This is a genomic window from Azospirillum oleiclasticum (assembly GCF_013423485.1).
Classification (GTDB): domain Bacteria; phylum Pseudomonadota; class Alphaproteobacteria; order Azospirillales; family Azospirillaceae; genus Azospirillum; species Azospirillum oleiclasticum.
This window is the reverse complement of the sequence record NZ_JABFFR010000005.1, coordinates 21,211-44,656: the sequence shown is the minus strand read 5'-3', so window position 1 is coordinate 44,656 and position 23,446 is coordinate 21,211. Positions and strand designations below refer to the sequence as shown.

25 protein-coding genes are annotated in these 23,446 nt (G+C 68.9%); 17 read left to right on the top strand and 8 right to left on the bottom strand.

What is annotated here, in order from left to right:
• Positions 1-13: 13 nt before the first annotated feature.
• Together HL658_RS07960 and HL658_RS07955 are read right to left on the bottom strand one after the other, a co-directional pair.
• Positions 14-1,114, bottom strand: coding sequence for a TAXI family TRAP transporter solute-binding subunit (locus HL658_RS07960; protein WP_180281415.1), 1,101 nt, complete (start codon positions 1,112-1,114; stop codon positions 14-16).
• A gap of 37 nt (positions 1,115-1,151) precedes the next feature.
• Positions 1,152-2,327, bottom strand: coding sequence for a hypothetical protein (locus HL658_RS07955; RefSeq protein ID WP_180281414.1), 1,176 nt, complete (start codon positions 2,325-2,327; stop codon positions 1,152-1,154).
• 542 nt (positions 2,328-2,869) lie between these two features.
• Here HL658_RS07955 and HL658_RS07950 point away from each other — a divergent pair.
• Positions 2,870-3,550: a Fe2+-dependent dioxygenase gene (locus HL658_RS07950; protein WP_180281413.1), complete on the top strand. Its 681-nt coding sequence runs from the start codon at positions 2,870-2,872 to the stop codon at positions 3,548-3,550.
• An 83-nt stretch (positions 3,551-3,633) separates the two neighbouring features.
• Positions 3,634-4,668 carry a sensor histidine kinase gene (locus HL658_RS07945; protein WP_211109681.1) on the top strand — a complete coding sequence of 345 codons (1,035 nt, stop codon included), beginning with the start codon at positions 3,634-3,636 and terminating at the stop codon, positions 4,666-4,668.
• A gap of 15 nt (positions 4,669-4,683) precedes the next feature.
• On the opposite strand, the gene HL658_RS07940 is transcribed toward HL658_RS07945, so the two are convergent.
• On the bottom strand, positions 4,684-5,481 hold the full coding sequence (locus HL658_RS07940; protein ID WP_180281412.1) for a porin: 798 nt from the start codon (positions 5,479-5,481) through the stop codon (positions 4,684-4,686).
• A gap of 440 nt (positions 5,482-5,921) precedes the next feature.
• Between HL658_RS07940 and HL658_RS07935 the strand changes: the two genes are divergently transcribed.
• The 3 genes from HL658_RS07935 to HL658_RS07925 are packed head-to-tail and all read left to right on the top strand — an operon-like array spanning position 5,922 to position 7,674.
• Complete coding sequence (locus HL658_RS07935; protein WP_180281411.1) at positions 5,922-6,221, top strand: hypothetical protein; 300 nt, start codon at positions 5,922-5,924, stop codon at positions 6,219-6,221.
• A 1-nt stretch (position 6,222) separates the two neighbouring features.
• The gene (locus HL658_RS07930) at positions 6,223-7,245 is read left to right on the top strand and encodes a hypothetical protein (protein WP_180281410.1); all 1,023 of its coding nucleotides are present in this window, start codon (positions 6,223-6,225) and stop codon (positions 7,243-7,245) included.
• 36 nt (positions 7,246-7,281) lie between these two features.
• The gene (locus HL658_RS07925) at positions 7,282-7,674 is read left to right on the top strand and encodes a hypothetical protein (RefSeq protein ID WP_180287627.1); all 393 of its coding nucleotides are present in this window, start codon (positions 7,282-7,284) and stop codon (positions 7,672-7,674) included.
• A gap of 112 nt (positions 7,675-7,786) precedes the next feature.
• Here HL658_RS07925 and HL658_RS07920 read toward each other — a convergent pair whose 3' ends face one another.
• From HL658_RS07920 to HL658_RS07900, 5 genes are all read right to left on the bottom strand, one after another.
• Positions 7,787-8,263, bottom strand: coding sequence for a cupin domain-containing protein (locus HL658_RS07920; protein ID WP_180281408.1), 477 nt, complete (start codon positions 8,261-8,263; stop codon positions 7,787-7,789).
• A gap of 76 nt (positions 8,264-8,339) precedes the next feature.
• Positions 8,340-9,482, bottom strand: a complete 1,143-nt coding sequence (locus HL658_RS07915; protein ID WP_180281407.1) for a LacI family DNA-binding transcriptional regulator — start codon at positions 9,480-9,482, stop codon at positions 8,340-8,342.
• A 95-nt stretch (positions 9,483-9,577) separates the two neighbouring features.
• Positions 9,578-10,354, bottom strand: a complete 777-nt coding sequence (locus HL658_RS07910; RefSeq protein ID WP_180281406.1) for an SDR family NAD(P)-dependent oxidoreductase — start codon at positions 10,352-10,354, stop codon at positions 9,578-9,580.
• A gap of 40 nt (positions 10,355-10,394) precedes the next feature.
• Positions 10,395-11,255, bottom strand: coding sequence for a TIM barrel protein (locus HL658_RS07905; RefSeq protein WP_180281405.1), 861 nt, complete (start codon positions 11,253-11,255; stop codon positions 10,395-10,397).
• 48 nt (positions 11,256-11,303) lie between these two features.
• Positions 11,304-12,341, bottom strand: a complete 1,038-nt coding sequence (locus tag HL658_RS07900) for a tagatose 1,6-diphosphate aldolase (RefSeq protein WP_180281404.1) — start codon at positions 12,339-12,341, stop codon at positions 11,304-11,306.
• A gap of 150 nt (positions 12,342-12,491) precedes the next feature.
• On the opposite strand from HL658_RS07900, the gene iolC reads away from it, so the two are divergent.
• From iolC to HL658_RS07840, 12 genes are all read left to right on the top strand, one after another.
• The gene (gene iolC, locus HL658_RS07895; RefSeq protein WP_180281403.1) at positions 12,492-14,297 is read left to right on the top strand and encodes a 5-dehydro-2-deoxygluconokinase; all 1,806 of its coding nucleotides are present in this window, start codon (positions 12,492-12,494) and stop codon (positions 14,295-14,297) included.
• Between the two features lie 257 nt (positions 14,298-14,554).
• Positions 14,555-15,118, top strand: a complete 564-nt coding sequence (locus tag HL658_RS07890) for a TRAP transporter small permease (RefSeq protein WP_180281402.1) — start codon at positions 14,555-14,557, stop codon at positions 15,116-15,118.
• A 27-nt stretch (positions 15,119-15,145) separates the two neighbouring features.
• Positions 15,146-16,438: a TRAP transporter large permease gene (locus tag HL658_RS07885; protein ID WP_180281401.1), complete on the top strand. Its 1,293-nt coding sequence runs from the start codon at positions 15,146-15,148 to the stop codon at positions 16,436-16,438.
• An 18-nt stretch (positions 16,439-16,456) separates the two neighbouring features.
• Positions 16,457-17,452, top strand: a complete 996-nt coding sequence (locus HL658_RS07880; RefSeq protein ID WP_180281400.1) for a TRAP transporter substrate-binding protein — start codon at positions 16,457-16,459, stop codon at positions 17,450-17,452.
• Positions 17,453-17,723: 271 nt separating this feature from the next.
• The gene (locus HL658_RS07875; RefSeq protein WP_180281399.1) at positions 17,724-18,323 is read left to right on the top strand and encodes a HyaD/HybD family hydrogenase maturation endopeptidase; all 600 of its coding nucleotides are present in this window, start codon (positions 17,724-17,726) and stop codon (positions 18,321-18,323) included.
• An 11-nt stretch (positions 18,324-18,334) separates the two neighbouring features.
• Positions 18,335-18,655, top strand: a complete 321-nt coding sequence (locus HL658_RS07870; protein ID WP_180281398.1) for a HypC/HybG/HupF family hydrogenase formation chaperone — start codon at positions 18,335-18,337, stop codon at positions 18,653-18,655.
• A gap of 4 nt (positions 18,656-18,659) precedes the next feature.
• Entirely contained in the window at positions 18,660-19,058 is a 399-nt protein-coding gene (locus HL658_RS07865; RefSeq protein WP_180281397.1) for a thioredoxin domain-containing protein, read from the top strand.
• Between the two features lie 7 nt (positions 19,059-19,065).
• A complete protein-coding gene (locus HL658_RS07860) occupies positions 19,066-19,923 on the top strand; it encodes a hydrogenase expression/formation protein (RefSeq protein WP_180281396.1) in 858 nt (285 codons plus the stop codon).
• Positions 19,924-19,934: 11 nt separating this feature from the next.
• Positions 19,935-20,732, top strand: a complete 798-nt coding sequence (gene hybE / locus HL658_RS07855) for a [NiFe]-hydrogenase assembly chaperone HybE (RefSeq protein WP_180281395.1) — start codon at positions 19,935-19,937, stop codon at positions 20,730-20,732.
• Between the two features lies 1 nt (position 20,733).
• On the top strand, positions 20,734-21,066 hold the full coding sequence (locus tag HL658_RS07850) for a hydrogenase maturation nickel metallochaperone HypA/HybF (protein WP_343055035.1): 333 nt from the start codon (positions 20,734-20,736) through the stop codon (positions 21,064-21,066).
• Positions 21,066-21,956 carry a hydrogenase nickel incorporation protein HypB gene (gene hypB / locus HL658_RS07845; protein WP_180281393.1) on the top strand — a complete coding sequence of 297 codons (891 nt, stop codon included), beginning with the start codon at positions 21,066-21,068 and terminating at the stop codon, positions 21,954-21,956. Before HL658_RS07850 ends, hypB begins: the two co-directional genes overlap by 1 nt.
• Positions 21,957-21,962: 6 nt before the next feature.
• Complete coding sequence (locus tag HL658_RS07840) at positions 21,963-23,438, top strand: sigma-54-dependent transcriptional regulator (protein ID WP_180281392.1); 1,476 nt, start codon at positions 21,963-21,965, stop codon at positions 23,436-23,438.
• The last annotated feature ends 8 nt before the right edge of the window (positions 23,439-23,446 follow it).

The window sequence follows — 23,446 nt, the reverse complement described above, 5'->3', positions numbered from 1 at the left end:
CGATCCGCCGCACCTAACGCGGTGCGGACGATGCCTGCCACAAGGAGAACTGGTCGAACAGCCGGTCGGCCTCGTCGAGGGCGATGCCGCGTTGCGCCACGAACGCGCGGAAGGCCTCGCGGCGGGCAGCGTCGGGGGAGCCGGTGTCGGCGGTCGGGGCGGCGGTCTGACGCAGCCAGGCATCGGCGGCCTCGAAGCGCGTCCAGCCGGGGATCTCGGCGGCGAGGTTGACCTCCTGCCATTTCGGATGGCGGGGAGCCCGCGTGAACTCGCCGAAGCGGTCGAAGAACCGGTCCACGAAGCGGGCGACACGCTGGAAGCGCTCGCTCTCGCGCTCCCAACCGTAAACGGCCATGACGGCACCGACCGCCACCGTGTCGACCGCCTCCCCCGGCCGGATCAGACCGCCATAGTCGGCGTCGGTCAGACGGGAGGGCAGGTAGGTCTCCAGCAATGCGGGGGTTGGTGGCACCGGCAGGAAATGCAGCCCGTCCTCCGGCTTCAGGTCGCGGAACAGCCGGGCGGGTTTGCCGGCGACATAGGCCATGGCGGTGATCTCGCCGCGACGCAGCTTGTCGAGCGCCAGGGCCTGATCGTCGTTCACCGGCTCCACCCGGATGCCCAGCGTGCCGAACAGCAGCGACGCGGTCATGGCGGTGCCGCTCCCGGTGCCGTCCACATTGACCTTGCGCCCGGCCAAATCCTCCAGCCGCGCCACGCCGGGCCCGGCCAGGATGTGGAACTCCTCGTTGTAGAGCTTGGTGATGTATTTCAGACGGCCGGCGATGTTCGGGACCAGCCGTTCGCGCTTGAGATAGGCGAGCACGTCGGACTGCACGATCCCGATGTCGATCCCCTTCAGGTAGAGGATGTCCTTGACGTTCTGCACCGACCCCTTGCCGAGCACCGGAACGACGCGGAGCCTACCCTCCTCGTCCAGAACCGAGGCGAGGTCGGCGGCGATCCGGGCGTAGGTGCCATCGACGCCGCCGGACACCACGCCGACCGTCCCCACATTGGCCGCTGTGCCCCGGAAATCCTGGGCAGCGGCGACCGTCGCGAAGGCGGCCAGGAACAGGGCGAGGACGGTGGACAACAGGCTGGTCTTCGTCATGCTGGGTTACCTCGTCGGGGAAGATCGGCCGCGCGCGTCAGCGCGTCCGTGGACGGGCGGCGCTCCAGGCGGCCAGTTCCTTCAAACGGGTGGCGGCTTCCGCATTACCGTTGGCGGCGGCACGCCCGTACCATTCGGCGGCCTTGTCGGCGTCGGGGATCAGGCCCCGCACGCGCATCCGCGCCAGGATCACCGGGTCGTGGGTCCGGCCGAGCGCGACCGCCGCGGCATCGCTGCCGTTGGCGGCGGCCATCTCATAGAAGAGGCGTGCCGCGGCCAGATCGCCCTGTGCGAACAGCGCGTCGCCGCGCGCCATCAGCGTGCTTTCCGGAACCGGTGGCGGTGATGCCGGGCGGGGCACCGCGACCTTGAGCACGGGCGGCTGTGGAAGCGCTGCGGGAGGGATTGGTGTCGGCACGGGCAGAGGGGCCAAGGCGACCATCGGCTGCGGCTGCGGCGGCTGTGGCGGTGTCGGTTGCTCCGCGACGGTTTCGGCTTGGGCTGTGTCCGGTGGGGGAACGGGCAGTGAGGCCGTCATGGCGGCGGCCAGCGGGGCTGCCGTCTCGTCCCCGACCTCCGGGATCGGTTCTGCCGTGGCAAACTGGATCGGGATGGGATCGGGAAGCGGGGCGAAAATTGGCACCGCGAGTTCTTTCGACTGCCGTGCCACGACACCGCCGCCGTGGTCGCTCACAGCGGTAACGGTGAGGGTGACGTTTCCTGCGAAGCCCGGCGGCACGGTGATGGTTAGGTCCGACAGAGCGTTGAGCGGGATGAGCCATGCGCCGTCGGCTTGGTCCGTTCCTTTGGACAGGCTCGCTCCCGGTGGCATGCGGGAGATGAGGACATGGGTCTCCGGCTCCTTCACGGCATCCGGCTGCGGCAGGGGGGCAGCGACCTGGATGAACAGGGGCAGAGGCGTGCCGGCCAGCCCTCCGATGGCCCCGGCGGCGACAAATGGGGCGAGCCGCCATTCGGGCCGTGGCTTGGCGGCCGGCGTGGGTTCGCCGCTTTCACCGCTCGGTCGCGGCTCGGTGGCCTGACCGAGCCAGGATTCCAGCGTGCCCGCCGACACCGGCCGCTCGTCATGGGTGAGGGCGAAGCCGTCACCCGGCACCGCCAGCAGGAGCATCGCCGCCATCCCAGCGGCCACAGGTCCGACGGCGCGAAGGGTCGAGCCGTGAAGGGCAGGTGGGGACTGGATCTCGTGCATCGCTGTGCCCTCCTGTACGGCCCCGTGCGACGGCCGTCTCCGGGAGAAATTTTGAGGGGAACGTGGGCAATAACTCGGCAGTATCATCGTTCACTCGCCGACAAACTGCGTCAACGTCCCACCATCATCGGTTGACCAGAGCGACCAGTTTCAGTCGCCAATCGATGCCAAGCAACGAATACTTACGAGGTTTATAGGATGAGCCAGCCGGAATCGGACTAACTCTATGTAGCCATTGCTGTTCCGAAAGCGACCGTATGGGATCGAACGCGCCAACCGCGCTTACCCTGTCGGTGGGATGCTGGTCGCCGCGCCATTGCGGATTGGCAGGGCGACTCCCCGTGGTCCTTTCCGTGCCCACAGAGATGCGAATGAGTTGCAATCGTCCTTGCGCTTCCGGAAGGACATGAATAGAACACGCGCGAGAAAGGCCCATCCGGCATGGGGCATTTCAGGGTGGCCGGTGCCAACCCCGCCTCCGGCTGGTCCCAAAGAGCCGCTGTCAACCCGGCCGCCGCCCCACAATCACGAGGACACGCGCTATGATGCTGCACATTCCCGAGGTCCTGACACCCGAGCAGGTGGCGGAATGCCGGCGTTCGCTGGAAGGGGCGGAATGGGTGGATGGCCGCGTCACCGCGGGACACGGGGCAATCGGGATGAAGGACAATCTGCAACTCCCGGTCGATCATCCGATCGCCCGGCGGATGGGCGACACCATCCTGGCCGCGTTGGAGCGCAATCCGATGTTCATCGCGGCAGCGCTGCCGCTGAAGATCCTGCCGCCCATGTTCAATCTCTACCGCGGCGGAGGCCAATTCCGGAACCATGTGGACAATGCCATCCGGCGGGTTCCAGGCACCGGGGCGACGCTGCGCACCGACCTTTCCTGCACGCTGTTCTTCACGGATCCCGACGAGTATGACGGCGGCGAGTTGATGGTGGACGACACCTATGGAGTTCATTCCGTGAAGCTGCCGGCTGGAGACCTGATCCTCTACCCGTCTTCCAGCCTGCACCGGGTGACGCCGGTGACGCGCGGTGCGCGGCTCTGCTCCTTCTTCTGGTTGCAGAGCATGATCCGCGACGAGGGTCAGCGCACTCTGCTGTTCGATCTCGACGTCGCCATCCAGCAGCTTTCCGGATCGGCACCGGACCACCCTTCGGTTGTGCCGTTCACGAGCATCTATCACAATCTTCTTAGGCGGTGGGCCGACTCCTGACCACGCCTGTCGCAGGCGGCCCCAAATCCACGACGCTCATTGGTCCTTAGAAACTGTTGCGGTCGCTGCCACGATACCGCCAAATGGATCACCATAACCAAGGCAGGGACCCGCACGCGCGCATGGAACGACGGATTCGGCGGTTGGGGGCGTGGCGCCGGCGGCCGCTGAAAGGATTTGCCTTCGCATGCGGCTCGGTCCTGCTCGCCTTCTGGGCAAGAATGGCGGTCGATCACGTTCTGCCCCCCGGATATCCGTATCTGACTTTCTTCCCGGCGGTGATCCTCAGCGCTTTCGTCGGCGGCTTGATGCCGGGGGTTGCGGCGGCGGCGGCTTGCGGCCTGCTGGCCTGGTATTTTTTCATTCCGCCCTTCGATTCCTTCGGCCTGGATGGACGGAGCGTGCTGGCGTTGGGGTTCTACGTTCTGATCGTGACGGTCGATCTTGCTTTGATCGAGCTGATGCACGGAGCTCTTGACCGCCTTGACAAGGAGCGTGCCCGCAGCGCCGCGCTTGCCGAACAGCAGTCGCTGCTGTTCACCGAGCTTCAGCACCGAGTGTCCAACAACCTTCAGCTCACCGGTTCCCTGCTCCACCTCCAGGGCATGCGGCTGACCGATCCCGACGCGCGACGCGCGTTGGCCGAGGCATCCGACCGGCTGGCACTGCTCGGCCGCATCCACCGGAGTCTGCACGACCCGCTTGGCGCGCCGGTCCGCTTCGGCCGCTTCCTCGACGACCTCTGCCGCGACGTGATCGATGCCTCGGGCGCCAAGGGGGTGAGCTGCGAGGTGGAAGCGGACGATGCGCCGCTGCACACCGACCACGCGGTGCCCATCGCGTTGATCGTCACCGAGCTGATCAGCAATGCGCTGGAACACGGGTTCGTTGGAAGCGGTGTCGGTCGGATCCGGGTGGCACTGCGACATGAAGAGGCGGCGCTGCGCCTCACCGTCCGCGACGACGGTCGGGGGCTTCCCCCGGATTTCGCGATGGACAACGGGCAGAGCCTCGGGCTTCGGATCATCCGTTCGCTGGTGGCACAGCTCGACGGCCGTCTCGAGTTCGATTCCGACGGCGGCACGGTTGCCCGCATCGTCATGCCGGCACCGCGGTGACGGCGGCCCCTGCGGTCAGAAGGCGATGCGCGTCGCCAGCCGGACGATGGTGTCCGCGCGACAGCCATCGTCGGTGCGGCCGGCATCGGCGCGGATCTGCCAGTGTTGGCTGACGCTGTAGGAGGCGTCGGCGCGCAGGCGGTCCACCGCCGGGTCCTCGCCGGTCCAGGAACGGTTCAGCTGCACCTTCAGCTTCCATGCGTCCGCCAACAGGGCGACACCGCTGCTCCAGCTCCGGATGGTGTCGCCGGCAGCCGTCAGCCGTTCACGCAGGTCGGCTGCGATGCGCAACTCGTCCCATGCGACCTGCGCGCCGACGATCCAGGAGCGCTTCGGCACACGCCACGAGCCCGATCGCACCTCGGCCCGGCTGACCCCGGCGCTGAACCGCGCGCGGGCGCCGCCGATGTCCAGCAACTTGCCGACAGCCGCTTCGACCATATGGCGGGTGTTCAGCGGATCGGGCTCCGCCGCTTCGCCGCGTGGCAGTGGCGCATAGCTGACGCCGAGCCGCAGGCCGTGCGCCATCGGGGCGTAGTAGGCGAGCTTGGCACTGCCGTCCCCCAACGACGGCGTCAGAGTCGACGCGCCGGTGGGCACCAGCCGCTGTCGCACCCCGTCGGTGCGACCGACCTCGAGATCGCCCCATCCGCCATCCACATGCAGGTAGCCGCGATCCAGTTGGTCCACCGCTTCACGTGATTGAAGCGAGTCCCAGGATTGCTCACGTTCGTAAACATCATCGGCGCGCACCGGACCGACGAATGTGATCGCAAGTGGAACCACGATCAATGTCGCATGAAACCGTCCCATCCGTACAGCTCCTCAGCCAGCTCGGAATATTCTTCTTTCGGTGTTCAATCGTTTGATTCTGTTGCAGTGCAACCCAGGCAGAGTTGTTCTCGTTTGTGTTCGAATCGTGGCGGCAGCGCTCAAGCCCTTCGCTTGGGCTGCGAATATGGGTAATGGTCACAGGACTTTCCATAACGTGGAACGCTGGAACACGTCTGTATGCAATTTATAGTTTTGAGTTTGCCATTAGATTCGCCTAAATTGCTCATCGGAATGATCCTGTGCATGCAAAGGCGTGCGCATCCGTTGGCGCCCTGCAGCGACATAGGTCCATTGACGATAAGCACTGGAGGCGAGTGGTGTTTCTGGGGTCCTTCAACGACGATCAAAAGCGAGCTTTCCTTGTGCTTGCCGATGCGGTGATCCATGCCGACCGACGCTTGGCCCCGCAGGAGGAGGCGATGGTCGCCCTTATGCGCGCCGAGATGGGCCTGTCGCCGGATGAGCCGGTTCCCGTTATGGACGAGGCGGCGGCGGTGTCGGCCTTCGACAGCCGGCGCGCGCGGGTGGCCGCCATGCTGGAACTGAACGGGCTGGGGTTGGCCGACGCCGAGATGGCGCCGGAGGAGGAGGCCGTGCTTGCCCGCATCGGCGCTGCCTTCGGATTCTCGAAAGCGGAGACGCTGGGCCAGCGTGACTGGGTGCTGCGGCAGGTGGCGCTGGTGCATGAGGCGGGCACCATGATGATGGGGGAGGGGTGACATGCCGCTTCCCCTGCTGCTTATCGGTCCCGCCATCGCCGCGGGCATCGTCGGGATCGGCGGAGCCGCCAAGGCCATGTTCGATTCTTCGAAGGCCAAGAGCATCGGCGAGGCGGCCGACCTCGCCATTCAGGAGGCGTCCGAGCGCCTGGAGGCGACGCGTGGCCGGGTGAACGATCATCTGGCTGCGCTGGGCCGGACACGGCTCGATGTCAGCGCCAGGACGCTGAAGCGGGTGGTCGCAGTGGCTGACCGCGTCCATGTCGGCAAGGACCAGATGAAGGAGGCCGCGGTGCGAGGCGTCTCCATAACGCCGGAAACGGTGGAGGAGATGAAGCGGGCGTCGCTCACCGCGATGGATCTCCTCGGCACGGGTGCAACCGCGCTCGGCACCGGCGCCTTGGCGGGGGTCGGCGCCTTTGGGTTCGCCATGGCCTTCGGCACGGCGTCCACCGGAACGGCGATCACCTCCCTCAGCGGGGCCGTGGCCACCAATGCTGCCTGGGCATGGCTGGGCGGCGGGGCCGTTTCTGCCGGTGGCGCCGGCATCGCCGGCGGCATGATGGCGGTCTCCGGACTGGTCGCCGGGCCGGTGCTGGCGGTGATCGGTATCCGCTCCGCAATTGCCGCGGCCAAGTCGCTGACCGACGCGACGGAATACGCGGCCAAGGTCGATGTGGCGGTGGAGAAGATCAGGACCGGCATCGCCGCGCTGGAGGCCCTTTGCACGCGGGCGGATCAGGTGCGGCACGTAATCGGCATGCTGGAGCAGCGCCTTCTGCCCATCCTGAACACCACCGAGGTGATGCTGGACACCAAGGGACCGGGAAAGGTGCCGTTCAACGAGCTCGCGGTGCACGAGCAGGGCCTTTACCGGATGACTGTGGTGATGGGGACCGCGCTTTATCAGTTGATCGAGGTCGATGTGATCGATGAGTTGGGCACCGCCTCCACGATCAGCGCGACCGTGCTGAACGACACCAGCCGCGTGCTCGCGGACATCGATTCCGGTGGCAGTGCATAGGAGAGGACGCGAAGGATGGCCAGCGGTACGAAAGGCGTGACGATCCCTATCCCCAAGGACCCCACCCAGTATGTGGAGGCCTTCAAGATGGTCTCCGAGCTCTGCCGGGAATGGGTCACGGTGCACGAGCAGGAAAAGACCAAGCGCACCGGCATCGAGGCCCAGCGCGACGCCTGCATGGAGAAGCTCCGCAGTCAGCGCAAGGTGATGAACCGGTTCCTGGATGGTCATTTCCAGCAGCAGGCGACAGCGCTGAACGGGCTGTTCCGCAGCCTGGACACGGCCATCGCCAGCGGCAACCCCGACCTGGTCGGACCGATCCTCACCGGCATCGTCGAAACCGTCCGCAACTCCCCGCTCGGCGATCTTGTCACGCTCGACCAGCGGATGAAGAACGACGAGTTCACGCTGGTGTTCGGCAAGGACTGACCGGGGCGCGACTGGCTCTCGGCGGTCAGGGGGCAAGGTGCGATCCCCCTGAACGTCGGAAAAGGCGACGGGTCGGCCGGTCGGCCGGTCACGTTGTCGTGCCGGATGAGCCTCAGTGATCGTGCCGGTGGATCGGGTCGGTCCAGTGGACCTCCTCCACACGCTCGGCCGCGGCGATGTCCAGATTGACGACGACCGCCTCCTGGTCGCTTCGCACCAGCACGCATTCCAGCGGCTCGTTGGTGCTGGCGTTGATCTCCTGGTGCGGAACAAAGGGCGGCACGAAGATGAAGTCGCCGGGCCCGGCCTCCGCCGTGTATTCCAGACGTTCGCCCCAGCGCATGCGGGCCCGGCCGCGCACGACATAGATCACGCTTTCCAGCGCGCCGTGATGGTGGGCGCCGGTCTTGGCGTTGGCGTGGATGGTGACGGTGCCGGCCCACAGCTTCTGCGCCCCGGCGCGGGCGAAGTTGATGGCCGCGGCGCGGTTCATGCCCGGCGTCTGCGGTGTGTTGCTGTCGAGTTCGCTGCCTGGAATGACCTTCACGCCATCATGGCGCCAGTCGCGCGCACCCTGCGGGTCCGCCATTCTTCCCTCCCGTGGACTGTTCGTTTCGTGTACCGATTATCGGGCGCGGGACGGGATGCGCAAGGGGTGTGTGCGGCTATTTCCGGCCGTTCCGCGCCGGCCGTTTCGCGGCCTCGCGGCAGCGGCCGGTGGATTCGCGGACGACGAGGTCCACGTCCACCTTCGTCGCGTGCACGACGGGCGCCCCGGTGAGCTGGGCGATCAGGTGCTCGCCGGCCAGCGTCGCCATCTGGTCCCAGCGCACGCGCACGGTGGTCAGGCTGGGCCGGATCTGCGAGGCCCATTCCAGATCGTCGAAGCCGACCACGGATACGTCGGCCGGCACCTGGAGCCCCATGTCCTGCGCCTCCAGCACCGCGCCGAAGGCGAGCACGTCGTTGTGGCAGACGATGGCCGTGGGGGCCGGCCGGCGGGACATCAGCTCGCGGAAGGCCTGGCGCGCGTCGCTGATGCCGTAGCGGCATTCCTGGACGAGCTGGTCGTCCAGCGTCAGCCCGGCGGCGCGCAGCGCGTCCTGGATGCCCTTCAGCCGGTAGGTGGCGCGGTCGTTCTCCGCCCGCTGGCCGGACAGCACGCCGATGCGGGTGTGCCCCAGCTCCAGCAGGTAGTTGGTGGCCCGGCCGATGGCGGCGGCGTTGTCGAAGCCGATGGTCGGGTGGGGGGAGGCGGGGTCGTAGACGCTGGTGTTCACATAGACGACGCCGCGCGCGTTCAGCAGGTCGTACAGCTCCGGCCGGTGCCAGCCGCCGACCAGCATCACCCCCTCCGCCCCGTTGGCGACGAGGTTCTGCATCTGCCGGAACTCGTTGTCCATGCTGAAGTCCGACAGCGCGATCACGACGTTGTAGCCGTGCTCGCTGGCGCACTTCTGCAGCGCCTCCACCTGGGCGGCGAAGATGGAGTTGGCGATGGACGGGATGACGATCCCCAGAGTGTGGGAGCGCTGGAGCGACAGCGCGCGCGCCGCGCTGTGCGGCACGTAGCGGAGCTGGCGCACCGCCTCCAGCACCTTCTCGCGGATCGGCTGGCCGACGGCCTCCGGCGTGTTCAGCACCCGGGAGACGGTGGCGGTGGACACGCCCGCGGCGCGCGCCACGTCGCGGATGCCGACCGAGCCGTTGCCGCGGCGTGTCCGTTCCGCGGCACCGCCGGGCGTGGCGGGGCTGTCCGGTACTGCCGGCTCCTGCGTGGGTTGACGGCCCGTTGCGTGCTCCGCCATGCGGCTGTTTGACCTTCGACCGGATCGGACATTCGAGCGCCGTCCCGTGCTCCCTTCGATACAGGAACACGGGAAGCCTGTTCAACAGCGGCGCGTCAGTCCATGTGCAGGCCGCCGTTGATGTCGATGATCTCGCCCGTGATGAAACCGGACATGGGGGACACCAGGAAGCGCACGACGTGCGCCACCTCGTCGGCCCCGCAGAAGCGGCGCACGGGGATGTCGGCTATCAGCTTCTGGCGCTGCTCCTCGGTCAACTGCTCGGTCACCATGGGGGTCAGCACATAGCCGGGGGCGATGCCGTTGACCGTCACGCCGTCCGCCGCCGATTCGCGGGCCAGCGAGAAGGTGAGCACACCAAGCCCGCCCTTGGACGCCACATAGGTGGTGCCGGCGGTCAGCCCGCCCGTCTTGATGCCCAGCGAGCAGACGTTGACGATGCGGCCCCAGCGCCGGCTCTTCATCTCCGGCAGCCACTCGCGCGACAGGTAGAAGGCGCCGTCCAGGTTCACCGCCATCACGCGGCGCCATTCCTCGGGTGTCGTTTCCGCCGCCTTGTTGTTGGACAGGATGCCGGCGTTGTTGATCAGCACCGACACAGTGCCGTGCTTGCGGCGGATCTCCTGGCAGGCCTCGGCCACCGCGGCGGCGTCGGAAATGTCCACGCGCATGGTGTCGACCGCGTCGCCGAAGTTCTGCGCCGCGCCGGACAGACGTGCCTCGTCGATGTCGATCATAACGACGCGGTAGCCGTCGGCGACCAGCGCCTTGGTGATCGCCATGCCGAGAACACCGACGGCGCCGGTCACGATGGCGACCTTGGTCTTGTCTTCGGTGATGGCCGGGGTGGTGGTTGTCGTGGTGGTGCTCATGGATGGGGTTCCGTGATTGTCGGTCGTCGGATGGTGGGGGTCAGGCCGCCGCCGCCGCCTCGTTGATCAGGCGCAGACCGGTGGCGGCGAGCTGGTCGGGATCGGTGTAGGTGTCGCGCCAGACGGCGAGCGCGTCGGCGTGGTCGGGCGACAGGCGGGAGCGGGAGAACGCCTCGACGCCGACGATGCCGGTGTAGCCGGCGGCGAAGAGCTGCGCCGTCCAGGCGCGCAGATCCAGGCTGCCATCGTTCAGATTGCCGCGGTTGCCCTGGTCCAGCTCGAAGTAGGAAAGGCGGGGCAGGGCGCGGCGGATGGCGCCGATCGGGTCCGCCTCCTCGATGCTCATGTGGTAGGTGTCGAGATGGAGCCACAGGTTGCTGTGACCGGCCATGTCGAGGAAGGCCAGGGCCTGATCCACCGTGTTGAGCAGGTTGGTCTCGTACCGGTTGACCATCTCCAGTGCCAACCGCACGCCGGCCGCCGCGGCGTAGTCCGCCACCTCGGCCATGCATTCGGCGGCGCGGGCGACGGCGTCCGGCTGCGGCGGTCCGCCGGCCTTGCCGAGTGGGCCGTAGAGGACGCCGTTGATCTGCGGGCTGCCCATGTCGCGGGCCATCGCGACGGCGGTGCGCAGACGCGCCACGCCGCGCCCGCGGGCATCGGCGTCGGCGCTGCCGACGTCGGTGTCCGGCGACAGACCGCAGGTGTTGAGCGGAGTCAGTCCCTGGGCGCGGAAGGCGCGGTCGAGCGCCGGCGGATCGACGTCCTCGAAGCGGCGCAGCGGTACCGCCACATGGTCGTAGCCGATGCGTGCCGCGCTCTCCAGCGTGCGGTCGAGGTCCGCGCCGCACCAGCGCGGGCCCCAGACGGCGGCGTGGATGGCGGTCTTGCAGGGTGTCACGGGTGCGCCCTCCCTTCGGCGTTCTTTGCGGATGCGTCGTGAAATCGGTTACGCAGTTGCAGCATAGAGCCGGGCGAAGTCGCCGTCGGCACCGGCGATGCGCACACCGTCGGCGAAGGCCGGGTGCGCCATCCAGGACCGCGCCGCGGTCGCGGTCAGGCGGCCCAGCCCGCGCATGGCCTCCGTCGCCTCCCCCGCCAGGGCGCGGTCGACCGCGTCGAGGTCGGGGTAGTTCTCCACGGCGCGGCCCCAGATGGCGCGGCCCGCCAGGAAGCCGCTGGCGCCGGCCCGGTAGGCGTGGGCGAGGATGCGGCCGAAGGCGTCCGTCCCGGCTCCGGCGCTCAGCAGCACCCACGGCCTGGTGGTGGCTTCGCCCAGAGCGTCGAACCAGCGCTGGCATTCCGCCGACTCCGCGCTGTCGGGATCGGGCACCGCGGCGGCGGGGAGCGGGCTTTCCAGCTTGAAGATGTCCACGTGGAAGCGCGGGTCGGTGAATGTCTTCAGCGACTCCACCACCAACTCCGGTCGCTTGCCCTTGTGCTCGGCGTAGACGCCGCCGTCGCGTTCGGACTTCAGCGGGTACTGCACCAGTTCCAGCAGGAAGCACAGGTCGTGCGTCACGCAATCGCGGCCGACCCGCTCGACGAAGGATTCCTGGTGCGCGCGGACGGCGGCCGAGGCGTCGGGGCGGTGGTAGATCAGCAGCTTCACGCCGTCGGCCCCCAGCCGCTTGATGGTGGCGGCGGACCAGCCCTCCATCTCCACGGCGCGGCGCCCCCCGTCGGCGTCCTCGGTGTAGGCGTGGTCCTCCAGCGCCACCAGCAGGCCGCCGTGGGCTGGCACGTCCATGATGCCGGCGGTGTAGCCCCAGGTCGCGTCCAGCAGCGTCGCCGACGCCTCCGGAGCAAGGGCACGGGTCAGTCGCCGCTTCAGGTCGGCGAGGTCGCCGTCGTTCGGGCGGCGCCCGCTCAGGCGCTCCATGGTGTTGAGCAGCGGCGTCCGCTGGTCCACCGCCAACATGCGGAACCGCCCGTCGGCGTCCGCGAGCCGGCGCATGGCCCAGAGCTTGCCGGCCGAGATCTCCATAACGCTTCTCCCCGCAACAGCGTGATTTCGGGCTTGCACTATGTAACCGGTTACGCAATGAATCAAGCCAGACGTTGCGCCGGGCGCCGCATCCGATGCGCGCCGCCACGGCCCCACACCCCATCGCGAGCGATCTTAAGGAACCGGAGCATGCCCCCGCTGAAGGCCCCGTCGGACGAGCGTCCCCTCGACATGATCTGCATCGGCCGCGCCATGGCCGACCTGTACAGCGACCAGATCGGCGGCCGGCTGGAAGACGCCGTGACCTTCTCGGTCTATGTCGGCGGCAGTGCGGCCAACATCTGCGTCGGCGCGGCGCGGCTGGGTCTCAGCACCGCCATGCTGGTGCGGGTGGGCGACGACCATATGGGCCGGCTGATCCGCGAGACCATGGCGCTGAACGGCGTCAACACCGACCATGTGATTACCGATCCCAGCCACCCCACACCGCTGGTGGTGTTGGGCGTGCGTGACCAGACCACCTTCCCGCGCGACCTGTTCACCCACGACTGCGCCTATCTCCAGCTCAAGCGGGAGGATTTCGACGAGGCGCTGTTCGCGTCGGCCCGTTCGGTGCTGATCAACGGCACCTTCTTCGCCACCCCCGATCTCGCCGCCGTCAGCCGTGCGGCGCTGGAGATGGGCAAGGCCGCCGGCTGCACGCTGGTGCTGGATATCGACTACCGCCCGGCGCTCTGGGGCTTGGTCAGCCACGGTGCAGGGGAGACCGCTTACATCGAGTCGGCCGCCGTTTCCGCCAAGCTGCAGGAGTTCGTGCCGCTCTTCGACCTGATCGTCGGGACGGAGGAGGAGATCCAGATCGCCGGCGGCTCGCCGGACACCATGACCTCCGTCCGCCGCCTGCGCGAGCTGGGCGATGCGACCATCATCGTGAAGCGCGGCATCCTCGGCTGCGTGGCCTTCCCCGGCGCCATTCCCGACGACATCGAGAAGGGGCTGATCGTCCCGACCTTCCCGGTGGACGTGATGAACACCGCCGGTGCCGGCGACAGCTACATGGCGGGCCTGATGCGCGGCTGGCTGCGCGGCTTCTCGCTTGAGGAGAGCTGCCGGGTCGCCAACGTCTGCGGCGCCATGAACGTGGCGCGGCACGGCTGTTCCGACTCCGCCCCGACCTGGCCGGAGGTGGACATCTTTCTGGAGAAGCGCGGCATCCGCACGGTCGGACGCGATTCCGGCATGAACCACCTGCACCGGGCGACCACCCGTCGCAACGTGCCGGCCGCGACCACCGCGCTCGACCTTGCACAGGTGCCGGCGCTTGAGGCGGCAGCAGCGCGCACCGGCGGCACCGACGCGCTGGCCCGCTTCCTGTCCGTCGCCGCGATGACGGCGCTGGAGCGTGGGTTCGACGGGCTGATGTGGTCCGATCGTTTCGACCGGGGCGAGTTGGCGCGGCTGACTGGCCGCGGCCTGTGGCTGTCGCGCGACTTCGCGTTGCCGGCCCAGCCCGGCATGCCGTCCTTCGCCGCCGGTGTGGCGGCCATGGAGACGCTGCGCTCCTGGCCGCGAGACCAGGTGGTGCGGGTGGCGGTGCCGGCGGCGTGGCGCGATTCGCTGCCGGCTCTGGTCGATGCACTGGCCGGGCTGGTGTCCGCCGCCGCCGTCACGCGGCACGAATTGCTGGTCGATGTGGCGGCGTTGGACGAGGGGGCCGGGCTGATCGCGACGCTCTACGAGCGCGGGGTGCGGCCGGACTGGTGGGGCGTGCCGGCGACCACCGACGCCGCGGGGCTGGCCGACGTGATCGCCCGGCACGACCCGCTCGCCCGCGGCTGGCTGACCGTCCACCCAGCGGGGCCGCTATCCCCGGCCGGAACCGCCGCCGGGCGGGTGCTGTCCGGCGACGCGCTGCTGGGACTCGCCGAAGAGTGGCTGGCCGGACGGATCGCGGACGGCGACCTGCCCAAGCGGATGGCCGCGGCGCTGACGTAGAGAAAGCGGTTACACGATGACTCCCTCTTCCGCCCCCGGCGGGAGAGGGAAGGGGCCCGCGGCAAAGATGTGGGAAGGGTGATGGCTGAGATTCTCGGGTAGCCGAGCCCTCACTCTCCCGTTTCACGGGCCCCTCCCTCTCCCGACGGGGGCGGGAGAGGGACAACAACCGTCCGTCCCCCTGACGGATCGCTTGACAGAACGAGTAACCGGTTTCATAGTTTTCGCAGGAAACGCAAAGAAGCGCGAAGCCAATCATGACCACGCCACCCCGCACCGACGCGATCCAGGAGACCGCGGCTGGCGGCCATCCCGCCCCCGCCGCACGCCGCGGCATACCGAAGCTGGCGCCGGAGGCGTGGGCGGCGGCGGCGCTGCTGTTCACGCTGGTGGTGATGCTGACGGCGCAGGTCGTGCTGCGGTTCGTCTTCAACATCGGCGTGAGCTGGCTGGAGGAGGTGATCCGCTTCGTCTTCGTGTGGAGCGTCTACGCCAGCTTCCTGGTGGCGGCGGAGGACGACCGGCACATCCGCGTCGCGCTGCATCTGTCCTGGCTGCCGCAGCGCTGGCAGACGGTGATGCTGACCCTCGCCGACCTTGTGTGGATCGCCTTCAACCTGACCGTCGTGTGGTTCGGCGCCGTGTATGCCCAGTCGCTGTTCGAGTTCCCCTACATCTCGCAGACGACCGGCATCAACATGGTCTGGGTGTTCCTGGTCGTGCCCATGGGCTTCCTGCTGCTGTCGGTGCGGGTGGCCCGCTTCATGGCGAAGCGCTGGCGCGGCGAGGCGACCCTGCGCGACTCCCGCCTCGACTCCTGACCGCCGCCGAAAGGGAGACAACAGACCATGGGTTCAACCGCCCTCATCGCCGTGTCCTTCGTGGCGGCGCTCGGCATCGGCGTTCCGGTCGCCATCGCTTTGGGCATCGCGGCGCTGACCGGCCTCTATCTGGCCGACATGCCGCTGGAGTATCTGGCGCAGAACGCCTACAGCGCTGTCGACAGCTTCACCGTCATCGCCATTCCCATGTTCATCCTGGCCGGCGCGCTGATGGAGCGGGGGCAATTGACCGACCGGCTGATCGACTTGTCGCGCGCCATCGTCGGCCGTGCGCCGGGTGGGCTCGCCACCGTCACCATCATGGCCTGCACGCTGTTCGCCGCCATTTCCGGGTCCGGCCCGGCGACCACGGCGGCCATCGGCTCGATCATGATCCCGGCGATGGTGCGCGACGGCTACAAGCGCAGCTTCTCCTGCGGTGTGGCGGCCAGTGCCGGCGGCATCGGCGTTGTGATCCCGCCGTCCATCCCGATGATCATCTACGGCGTCACCGCCGAAACCTCGATCACCGCACTGTTCGTGGCCGGCGTCATCCCCGGCCTGATCCTGGCGCTGGCGCTCTACGCGGTGGCGAAGGTGATCTCGCACCGCCGCGGCTACTCGTCGCCGGCGGTGGAAGGAGCCCGCGGGCCGCGCATCTGGGCCGCGTTCCTCGCCGCGAAATGGTCGCTGCTGGCCCCCGTGGTGATCCTCGGCGGCATCTACACCGGCGTCTTCACGGTGACGGAGGCCTCCGTCGCGGGCGTGGTCTACGCGCTGGTCATCGGCTTCCTGGTCCACCGCACCCTGACCTTCGCCGACCTGATCGACAGCCTGGTCGCCACCGCCCGCATCGCCGGCACCGTGCTGATCGTGCTGGCGACGGGGCTGGTCTTCGGCCGCATCCTGGCGCTCTACCAGGTGCCGCAGGACGTGTCGGGCTGGCTGACCCAGACCTTCACCGACCGCACCGCGCTGATCCTGATGATCGCGCTGCTCCTATTGTTCATCGGCATGTGGATGGAGACGATCACCCAGATCGTCATTCTGACACCGCTGCTGCTGCCGGCGGTGGTCGCCACCGGCATGGACCCGATCCAGTTCGGCGTGATGTTCGTGATCGCCTGCGAGCTGGGCTTCCAGACGCCGCCGCTGGGCGTGAACCTGTTCGTCGCCGGCGAGATCGCCGGGGCGAAGATCGAGGAGGTCACGCAAGGGGTCGTTCCCTTCGTGATCGCCGGCACCGTCGTGCTTCTGCTCGTTGGCTTCATCCCGGAGCTGTCGCTCTGGCTGCCGCGCGAGCTTGGTTACATAAGGTAATGTAGAGGAGGAGACACCATGCGTTTGCGCGCACTCATCGGCGCGGTCGCCATGCTGGCCCTGTGCGGGCCGGCGCTGGCCGCCGACTTCACCATCCGCCTGTCGCACGGCGACAACGAAGCCAACCCCACGCACCTGACGGCGCTGAAGTTCAAGGAACTGGCCAAGCAGTACACCAACGGTCGCGTCGATGTCCTGATCTTCCCGAGCAACCAGCTCGGCAGTGAGGAGGAGGTCGTGCAAGCCGTGCGCACCGGCACGGTCCAGGCGCAGATTCCGGCCATGGCGAACGTCCATCCCTTCGCCCCGTCGGCCGGCGTGCTGCTGCTGCCCTACCTGTTCAACACCAGCGCCGAGGCGCACAAGGGCCTGGACGCGCTGCTGCCGCAGTTGAACGAGCGGGTGACCAAGGAGGGCGGCATCCGCTTCCTGGGCATCCTGGAGAAGGACTTCCGCATCCTCACCAATTCCAAGCGGCCGGTGAAGACCCTGGCCGACCTCCAGGGCCTCAAAATCCGCGTCCCGCCGAACCAGATCAGCATCAAGACCTTCAAGTCCTGGGGCCTCGACCCGATCCCGATGGGTTGGGCCGAGGTGTTCACCGCACTCCAGCAGGGCGTGCTGGACGGGCAGGAGAACCCCTACACCACCGCCCAGACCTCGAAGTTCTACGAGATCCAGAAATACATCACCGAGATCCATTACCAGATCTGGACCGGGCCGCTGCTGATCGGCGAGCGCTTCTTCCAGCGGATGCCGCCGGACGTGCGCGAGGCGGTCGCCAAGGCCGGCTTCGAGGCGGTCGCCTACGGCCGTCAGGAAAGCGCCAAGCAGACGGAAGCCGCCAAGGTCTTCCTGCGCGAGAAGGGCATGATACTCCAGGGCGCGCCGGAGGATGAGCCGAAGTGGCAGGAGGCGGCCCGCACCACTTGGCCGGACCTCTACGCCAGCGTCGGCGGGGAGGCATGGGCCAAGACCGCGGTTGGCGTCATCGAGCAGGCCAACAAACAGTAACGGCACAGCGCCCACTGACGGCCAAGCCCCGTTCCCCGAAAGGGAACGGGGCTTTTTCATGATTGGACGGTGTCACCCGCGCCTCCGCGGCCATCCCCGAACCTGCCACTGGCAGGCGGAAAGCATCTTTTCAATCTACCAGCAAACCGAAAGAATGGTTTCCAGTCAGGGGTGCCGGATCTGTTGGATTCCCTGATCATTTGTGCTGGCACGAAACTTGTAACTCCCGAGGTCCCGGTGGTGTGCGACCGCCGGCGGTCGGGAGGAAACGATGGGCGTGCTGGTGCTCGGGATCGGCAACATCCTGTGGGCGGACGAGGGGTTCGGTGTGCGGGTGGTGGAGCGGCTGGGGGAGGGCTGGCGCTTTCCCTCCGGCGTCACGCTGATGGATGGCGGGACCCAGGGGCTCTACCTGCTGCCGCACATTGAGGAGGCGGACGCGCTGGTCGTCATCGACGCCATCGATTATGGCCTGCCGCCCGGCACGCTGAGGCTGATCCGCGACGGCGACGTGCCGGCCTTCCTCGGTGCGAAGAAGATGAGCCTGCACCAGACCGGCTTTCAGGAGGTGCTGGCGACCGCGCAACTCACCGGACGCTGCCCGGGGCGGCTGCGGCTGGTCGGCGTGCAGCCGGCGGTGCTCGACGATTACGGCGGTGGGCTGACCGACGTGGTGGCCGCGCAGGTTGAGCCGGCCGCGGCGCTGGCGCTCGACATCCTGGGCCGCGAGTTCGGCATCGTCCCCGAGCCTCGCGGTGCCGCCACCCCGTCCGACCCGGTGTCGCGCCACGCCTACGAGGGCGGGCGCCCGAGTGCCGCGGACGCCTGCCGCATCGGCGACCCGCGTGTGCTCGCCGGCCGTTTCGCCTAGGAAGCCCTGTCGTGTGCATCGGCTTTCCCATGCGGATCGAGCGGATCGACGGCGACCGGGCCCACTGCGTCGCCGACGGCATCGTGGAAACGGTCGACGTGGCGCTTCTGCCGGAGGCCGCAGCCGGCGACTGGGTGCTCGTCTTCCTCGGCAGCGCACGGCGGGTGCTGGACGCCGCCGAGGCGGCGCTGATCGGCGACGCGCTGGGCGCCGTCCGCGCCGCCATGGAGGGCCGCGGCGATGACGACGCCTTCGCCGACCTGACCGGGCGCGAGCCCACCCTTCCCCCCCATCTCCAGGCGGCCCATGCCGCCGGGCTAACCGAAGGCTGACCCCATGGCGCACGCGCACCCCTTGCCACCCCTGGTCGACCGGCTGTTGACCGTGCATGGCTATCCGCTGCTGGAGACCGGGGCCGAGGCACTGGCCGAGGACGCCGAGGGCGTTCGCGTCGTCTTCCTGCCCGGCCACGGCAAGGGCAGCGGGGAGACGGCGGACATCGCCGTCATCCTGCCGGAGCTGGTCAAGGCCGCCCCGGTTCCGCTCACCGCCGCCGTGGCGGGGCCGCAGGCGGAGGCCGCGCTGGTCGCCCGCGTCGGCACGCTGGGCCTGCCGGCCCTGGTCTTCCTGCACCGTGGCGAGGTGCTGGGCAGCATCCCGCGGGTGCGCGACTGGTCCGACTACCTCGCGCGCATCCGCTCCTTCCTCGCCGTTCCCGCCGACCGCCTGCAGTGAGGGTGTCATGAGCCTGTTGTCCGGAATGACCCGCCCGCCGGTCGGCTTCGGCCCCGGCAGCCAGACCCCGGAGCCGGGGGAGGAGGGGCTGGCCTATCTGCCCATGCCGTCGGGCATGCGCACCTACGAGCCGCACCTCCCAGATCTCGACGCCTGCGCCGCCGGCTGCGCCGGCATGGCGCTGCTGGAGCGGCTGCACGCCGCGCTTGCCGGCTGGACCGCAAGCGAGGAGCGGCATCTGCCGCTCGCCGGGCTGGACGACCCCGCCCGCACCCTGCTGGCCGAGGTGCTGGGGGAGGGCGAGGTCTCCGTCCGCGTCGCACGCCCCGACGGGCGCATCGACATCCAGGAGGCGGCGCTGGCCGGCGTCTGGCGCGTGCGCGAGCATGGCGCGGACGGTGCGATGCTGAGCGAGGCCCTGCTGGTCGGCGCTTTCCCCACCGTCGCACGCGCCCGCGCCTTCCCCGCCGCCGCCGAGCCGCGCTGGCCGGTGGCGCAGGAAGGGGTGATGAACGGCCCCGCCATCCTGACCGAGCTTCTGGACCGCAGCGCCGCCGGTCGCCCCGGCGTGCCGGCGCACGCCGTCAACCTCAGCCTGCTGCCCCACACGCCGGAGGATCTGGCGTGGCTCGACGAGGCGCTGGGGACGGGCTGCACGACCGTGCTGTCGCGCGGCTACGGCAACTGCCGGGTGGAGGCGACGGGGGTGCGCCATATCTGGCGCGTGCGCTACTACAACTCCGTCGATACCCTCATCCTCGACACCATCGAGGTGTCGGGCGTGCCCGAGGTGGTGTGCGCGGCACCGGAGGACATCGCCGACAGCGCCGAGCGCCTGGGCGACATCCTGTCCGCCATCCGCTGAGGGAACGGACCATGACCACCGCTGTCCGTTTCGAGGGCTCCTACCTCGGCGACGCCGCCCGCATCCCCGCCACCGCGCGGATGGAGTGCAAGATCTGCTGGCACGTCTACGACCCGGCGGAGGGCTGCTCCGTCTGGCAGGTGCCGGCCGGCACGCCCTTCGCGGCACTCCCCCACGACTGGCGCTGCCCGGTCTGCGACGGTGCGCCCGAGCAGTTCATGCGGCTGGACGATGGGGAGGCCGCCCCCGCCGCGATCCCCCCGCAGCCAGCCTTCACCGCCAGCGCGCGCGCGCTGGAGGCCGCCTTCCGCGAGATCCACATCGGCCAGATGCGCGGCGTGCCGCTGGTCAACGAGGCGCTGGCGGTCAAGGCCGTCGGCTTCCGCGCGTGGGAGGGGCGGGGCCTCGGCGTGCTGGTCACGCCCTGGTTCATGAATCTCGTGCTGCTGCCGGGCCCGGCCGACGACTGGTCGGGGCAGAATCCGGGTGCGAAGGAACTGGTCGAGTTCCCTTCGGGTCATTACGAGTTCGTGCACGCGCTGCGGGCGGAGGTGGGGCCGTACAAGGCCTGCTCCCTGTTCTCCCCGATGTTCGAGTTCACCACCATGCTCCAGGCCACCGACACCGCCGACGCGGTGCTGGTGGCGCTGTTCGACCCGTCCATCCGCGAGGAGGGCAGCCGGTCGGACGAGATCCGCCGGCTGGCCGAGACGCCACCCGAACCCGCACCGCAACCGGCCTCCGAACCCGCCGGCGGCCTGTCGCGCCGCAACCTCCTCGGCGGATCGGCGGCCTTGCCGGATGCATGAGATGGCGCTGTGCGAAAGCCTGCTCCAGGCGATGGAGGAGGCGGCCGTCGCCAACGCCTTCACCCGCGTGCGGCGGGTGCGGCTGGAGGTCGGCCGCTTCGCCGGGGTGGAGGTGGAGGCGCTGCGCTTCGGCTTCGACGTGGTGACGCGCGGCAGCCTCGCCGATGGGGCCGAGCTGTTGGTTCTCGAACGGCCGGGGCAGGGCTGGTGCTTCGACTGCGGCGACACGGTGGAGCTGACGGCCCGGCTGGACCCCTGCCCGCGCTGTGGCGGCGAGCGGCTCGCCCCGAACGGCGGCACCGAAATGACGATCAAGGATTTGGAGGTCGAGTGATGTGCACGGTCTGCGGCTGCTCCGGTGCCACGGTGGACGGGTCCGACCACCATCACGGTCATGATCATGACCACGGCGATCACCACGCCCATGGACATGATCATGACCACGATCACCGCCACGAGGCGCATGATCACGGCGGCACCATCGATTTCGGTGCCGGCCCGGCGCGGGCGCATGTGCCCGGCCTGTCGCAGGCGCGGATGGTTGAGATCGAACGCGGCATCCTGGCGAAGAACGACGGCTACGCCGCGGCCAACCGCCGCCGCTTCGCCGGCAGCGGCACGCTCGCCGTCAACCTGCTGTCCAGCCCCGGATCGGGCAAGACGACGCTGCTGGTCGCCACGCTGGAGCGGCTGCACGGCCGGCTGCCCCTGGCCGTGATCGAGGGCGACCAGCAGACCGAGCTGGACGCCGACCGCATCCGCGCCACCGGCGTTCCGGCGGTGCAGGTGAACACCGGCAAGGGCTGCCATCTCGACGCCCACATGGTCGGCCACGCGCTGGAACGTCTTCCCGGTGTGGGTGGCGGATTGCTGTTCATCGAGAATGTCGGCAACCTCGTCTGTCCGGCCGCCTTCGACCTGGGGGAGGCGGCGCGGGTGGCGCTGCTCTCGGTCACGGAAGGGGAGGACAAGCCGTTGAAATACCCAGACACCTTCGCCGGTGCCGATCTGGTACTGGTCACCAAGACCGACCTCGTGCCCCATCTCGGCACCGATCTCGCCGCCATCGAGCGCGCGGTCGCGCGGGTGAACCCCAAGGCCACGCTGCACCACGTCTCCGCCCGGACCGGCGAGGGGATGGACGGCTGGCAGGCGTGGCTCTTGGAGCGGCGCGACCGTTGGCTGGCGGACGGCGCCGCCCGCGTCACCCGCGCCGCGGAGTAGCCCGCCATGTCCACCGCCCCCCGCCCCGGCATCCTGGTCGTGGACGACGAGCCGCGCTCGGTCGAGGTGATCGCCCGCGTGCTGGAGGAGGAGTTCGACGTCCACACGGCACTCTCCGGCGCCGACGCGCTGCGCGTGCTGGAAAGCGAGTATGTGCAGGTCGTCTTCTCCGACCACCGGATGCCGGAGATGTCGGGGGTTGAGCTGCTGACCCGTGTGCGGGAGCGCTGGCCGGACATCGTGCGCGTGGTCATCACCGGCTACACCGACCCCGACGACATCATCCGCGCCATCAACGACGCCGGCATCCACCAGTTCATCACCAAGCCCTGGCACCCCGACCATCTGCTGCTGACCGCGCGCAACGGCGCGCGGCTGTTCCAGCTCCAGCGCGACCACGACCGCCTGTCGGTCGAGCTGAAGCTGATGGCCTCGGTCGCCGAAAGCCGCGTCGGCACGCAGCGCGAACGGGTGCAGCGCCAATACCGCTTCGACGCGCTGGTGCGCGCGCCGGACAGTCCGCTCAACGCGGTCTGCCGCACCGCCGCGCAGGTCGCCACCTTCAACGTCCCGGTCCTCATCCTGGGGGAGACGGGCACCGGCAAGGAGCTGCTGGCCCGCGCGCTGCACTACGGCAGCCTGCGTTCCGACAAGCCCTTCTTCGCGGAGAACTGCGGCGCCATTCCGGACGAGCTGCTGGAGTCCGAGCTGTTCGGCCACCGCAAGGGCGCCTTCACCGGCGCCCACGCCCACCGCGTGGGTCTGCTGGAGCAGGCGGACGGTGGCACCGTGTTCCTGGACGAGATCGGCGACATCTCCCCAGCCTTCCAGGTGAAGCTGCTGCGCTTCCTGCAGGAAGGGGAGATCCGGCCGGTCGGCTCCAACGAGGCGCGGACCGTGGACGTGCGCGTCGTCGCCGCCACCCACCGCGACCTGACCGCCGACGTGCGTGCCGGGCGCTTCCGGGAGGATCTCTACTACCGGCTCTGCGCCATGACGCTGACCATGCCGCCGATCCGCGAGCGGCGGCGCGACATCCCGGTGCTGGCGCAGCATCTGCTCGACCGTCTCGGCAACACCCACCGCAAGACCGCGACGGGCTTCACGCCGGAGGCGATGGCGCGGCTGGAGGCCTATGACTGGCCGGGCAACGTGCGCGAGCTGCACAACGAGATCACCCGCATGCTGGTGCTGGCCCAATCCGACGAGCTGGGGGCGGATCTCCTTTCACCGCACATCCTGCGCGGCCGCAGCGAGACCAGCATCCCCGCCACGGCGGAAGCCGCGGCGCTGGCCGTCTCCGGTCCCCTCAGGGAGCGCATCGAGCGGCTGGAGGCCGACATCCTGCTGGAAACGCTGGTCCGCTGCCGCTGGAACAAGAGCCGGGCGGCGGACGAGCTGGGCCTGTCGCGCGTCGGATTGCGCGCCAAGCTCGACCGTTACGGCATCACCCGCGGCACCGCCACCCAGCGCCGCCATTGAGGACCCGA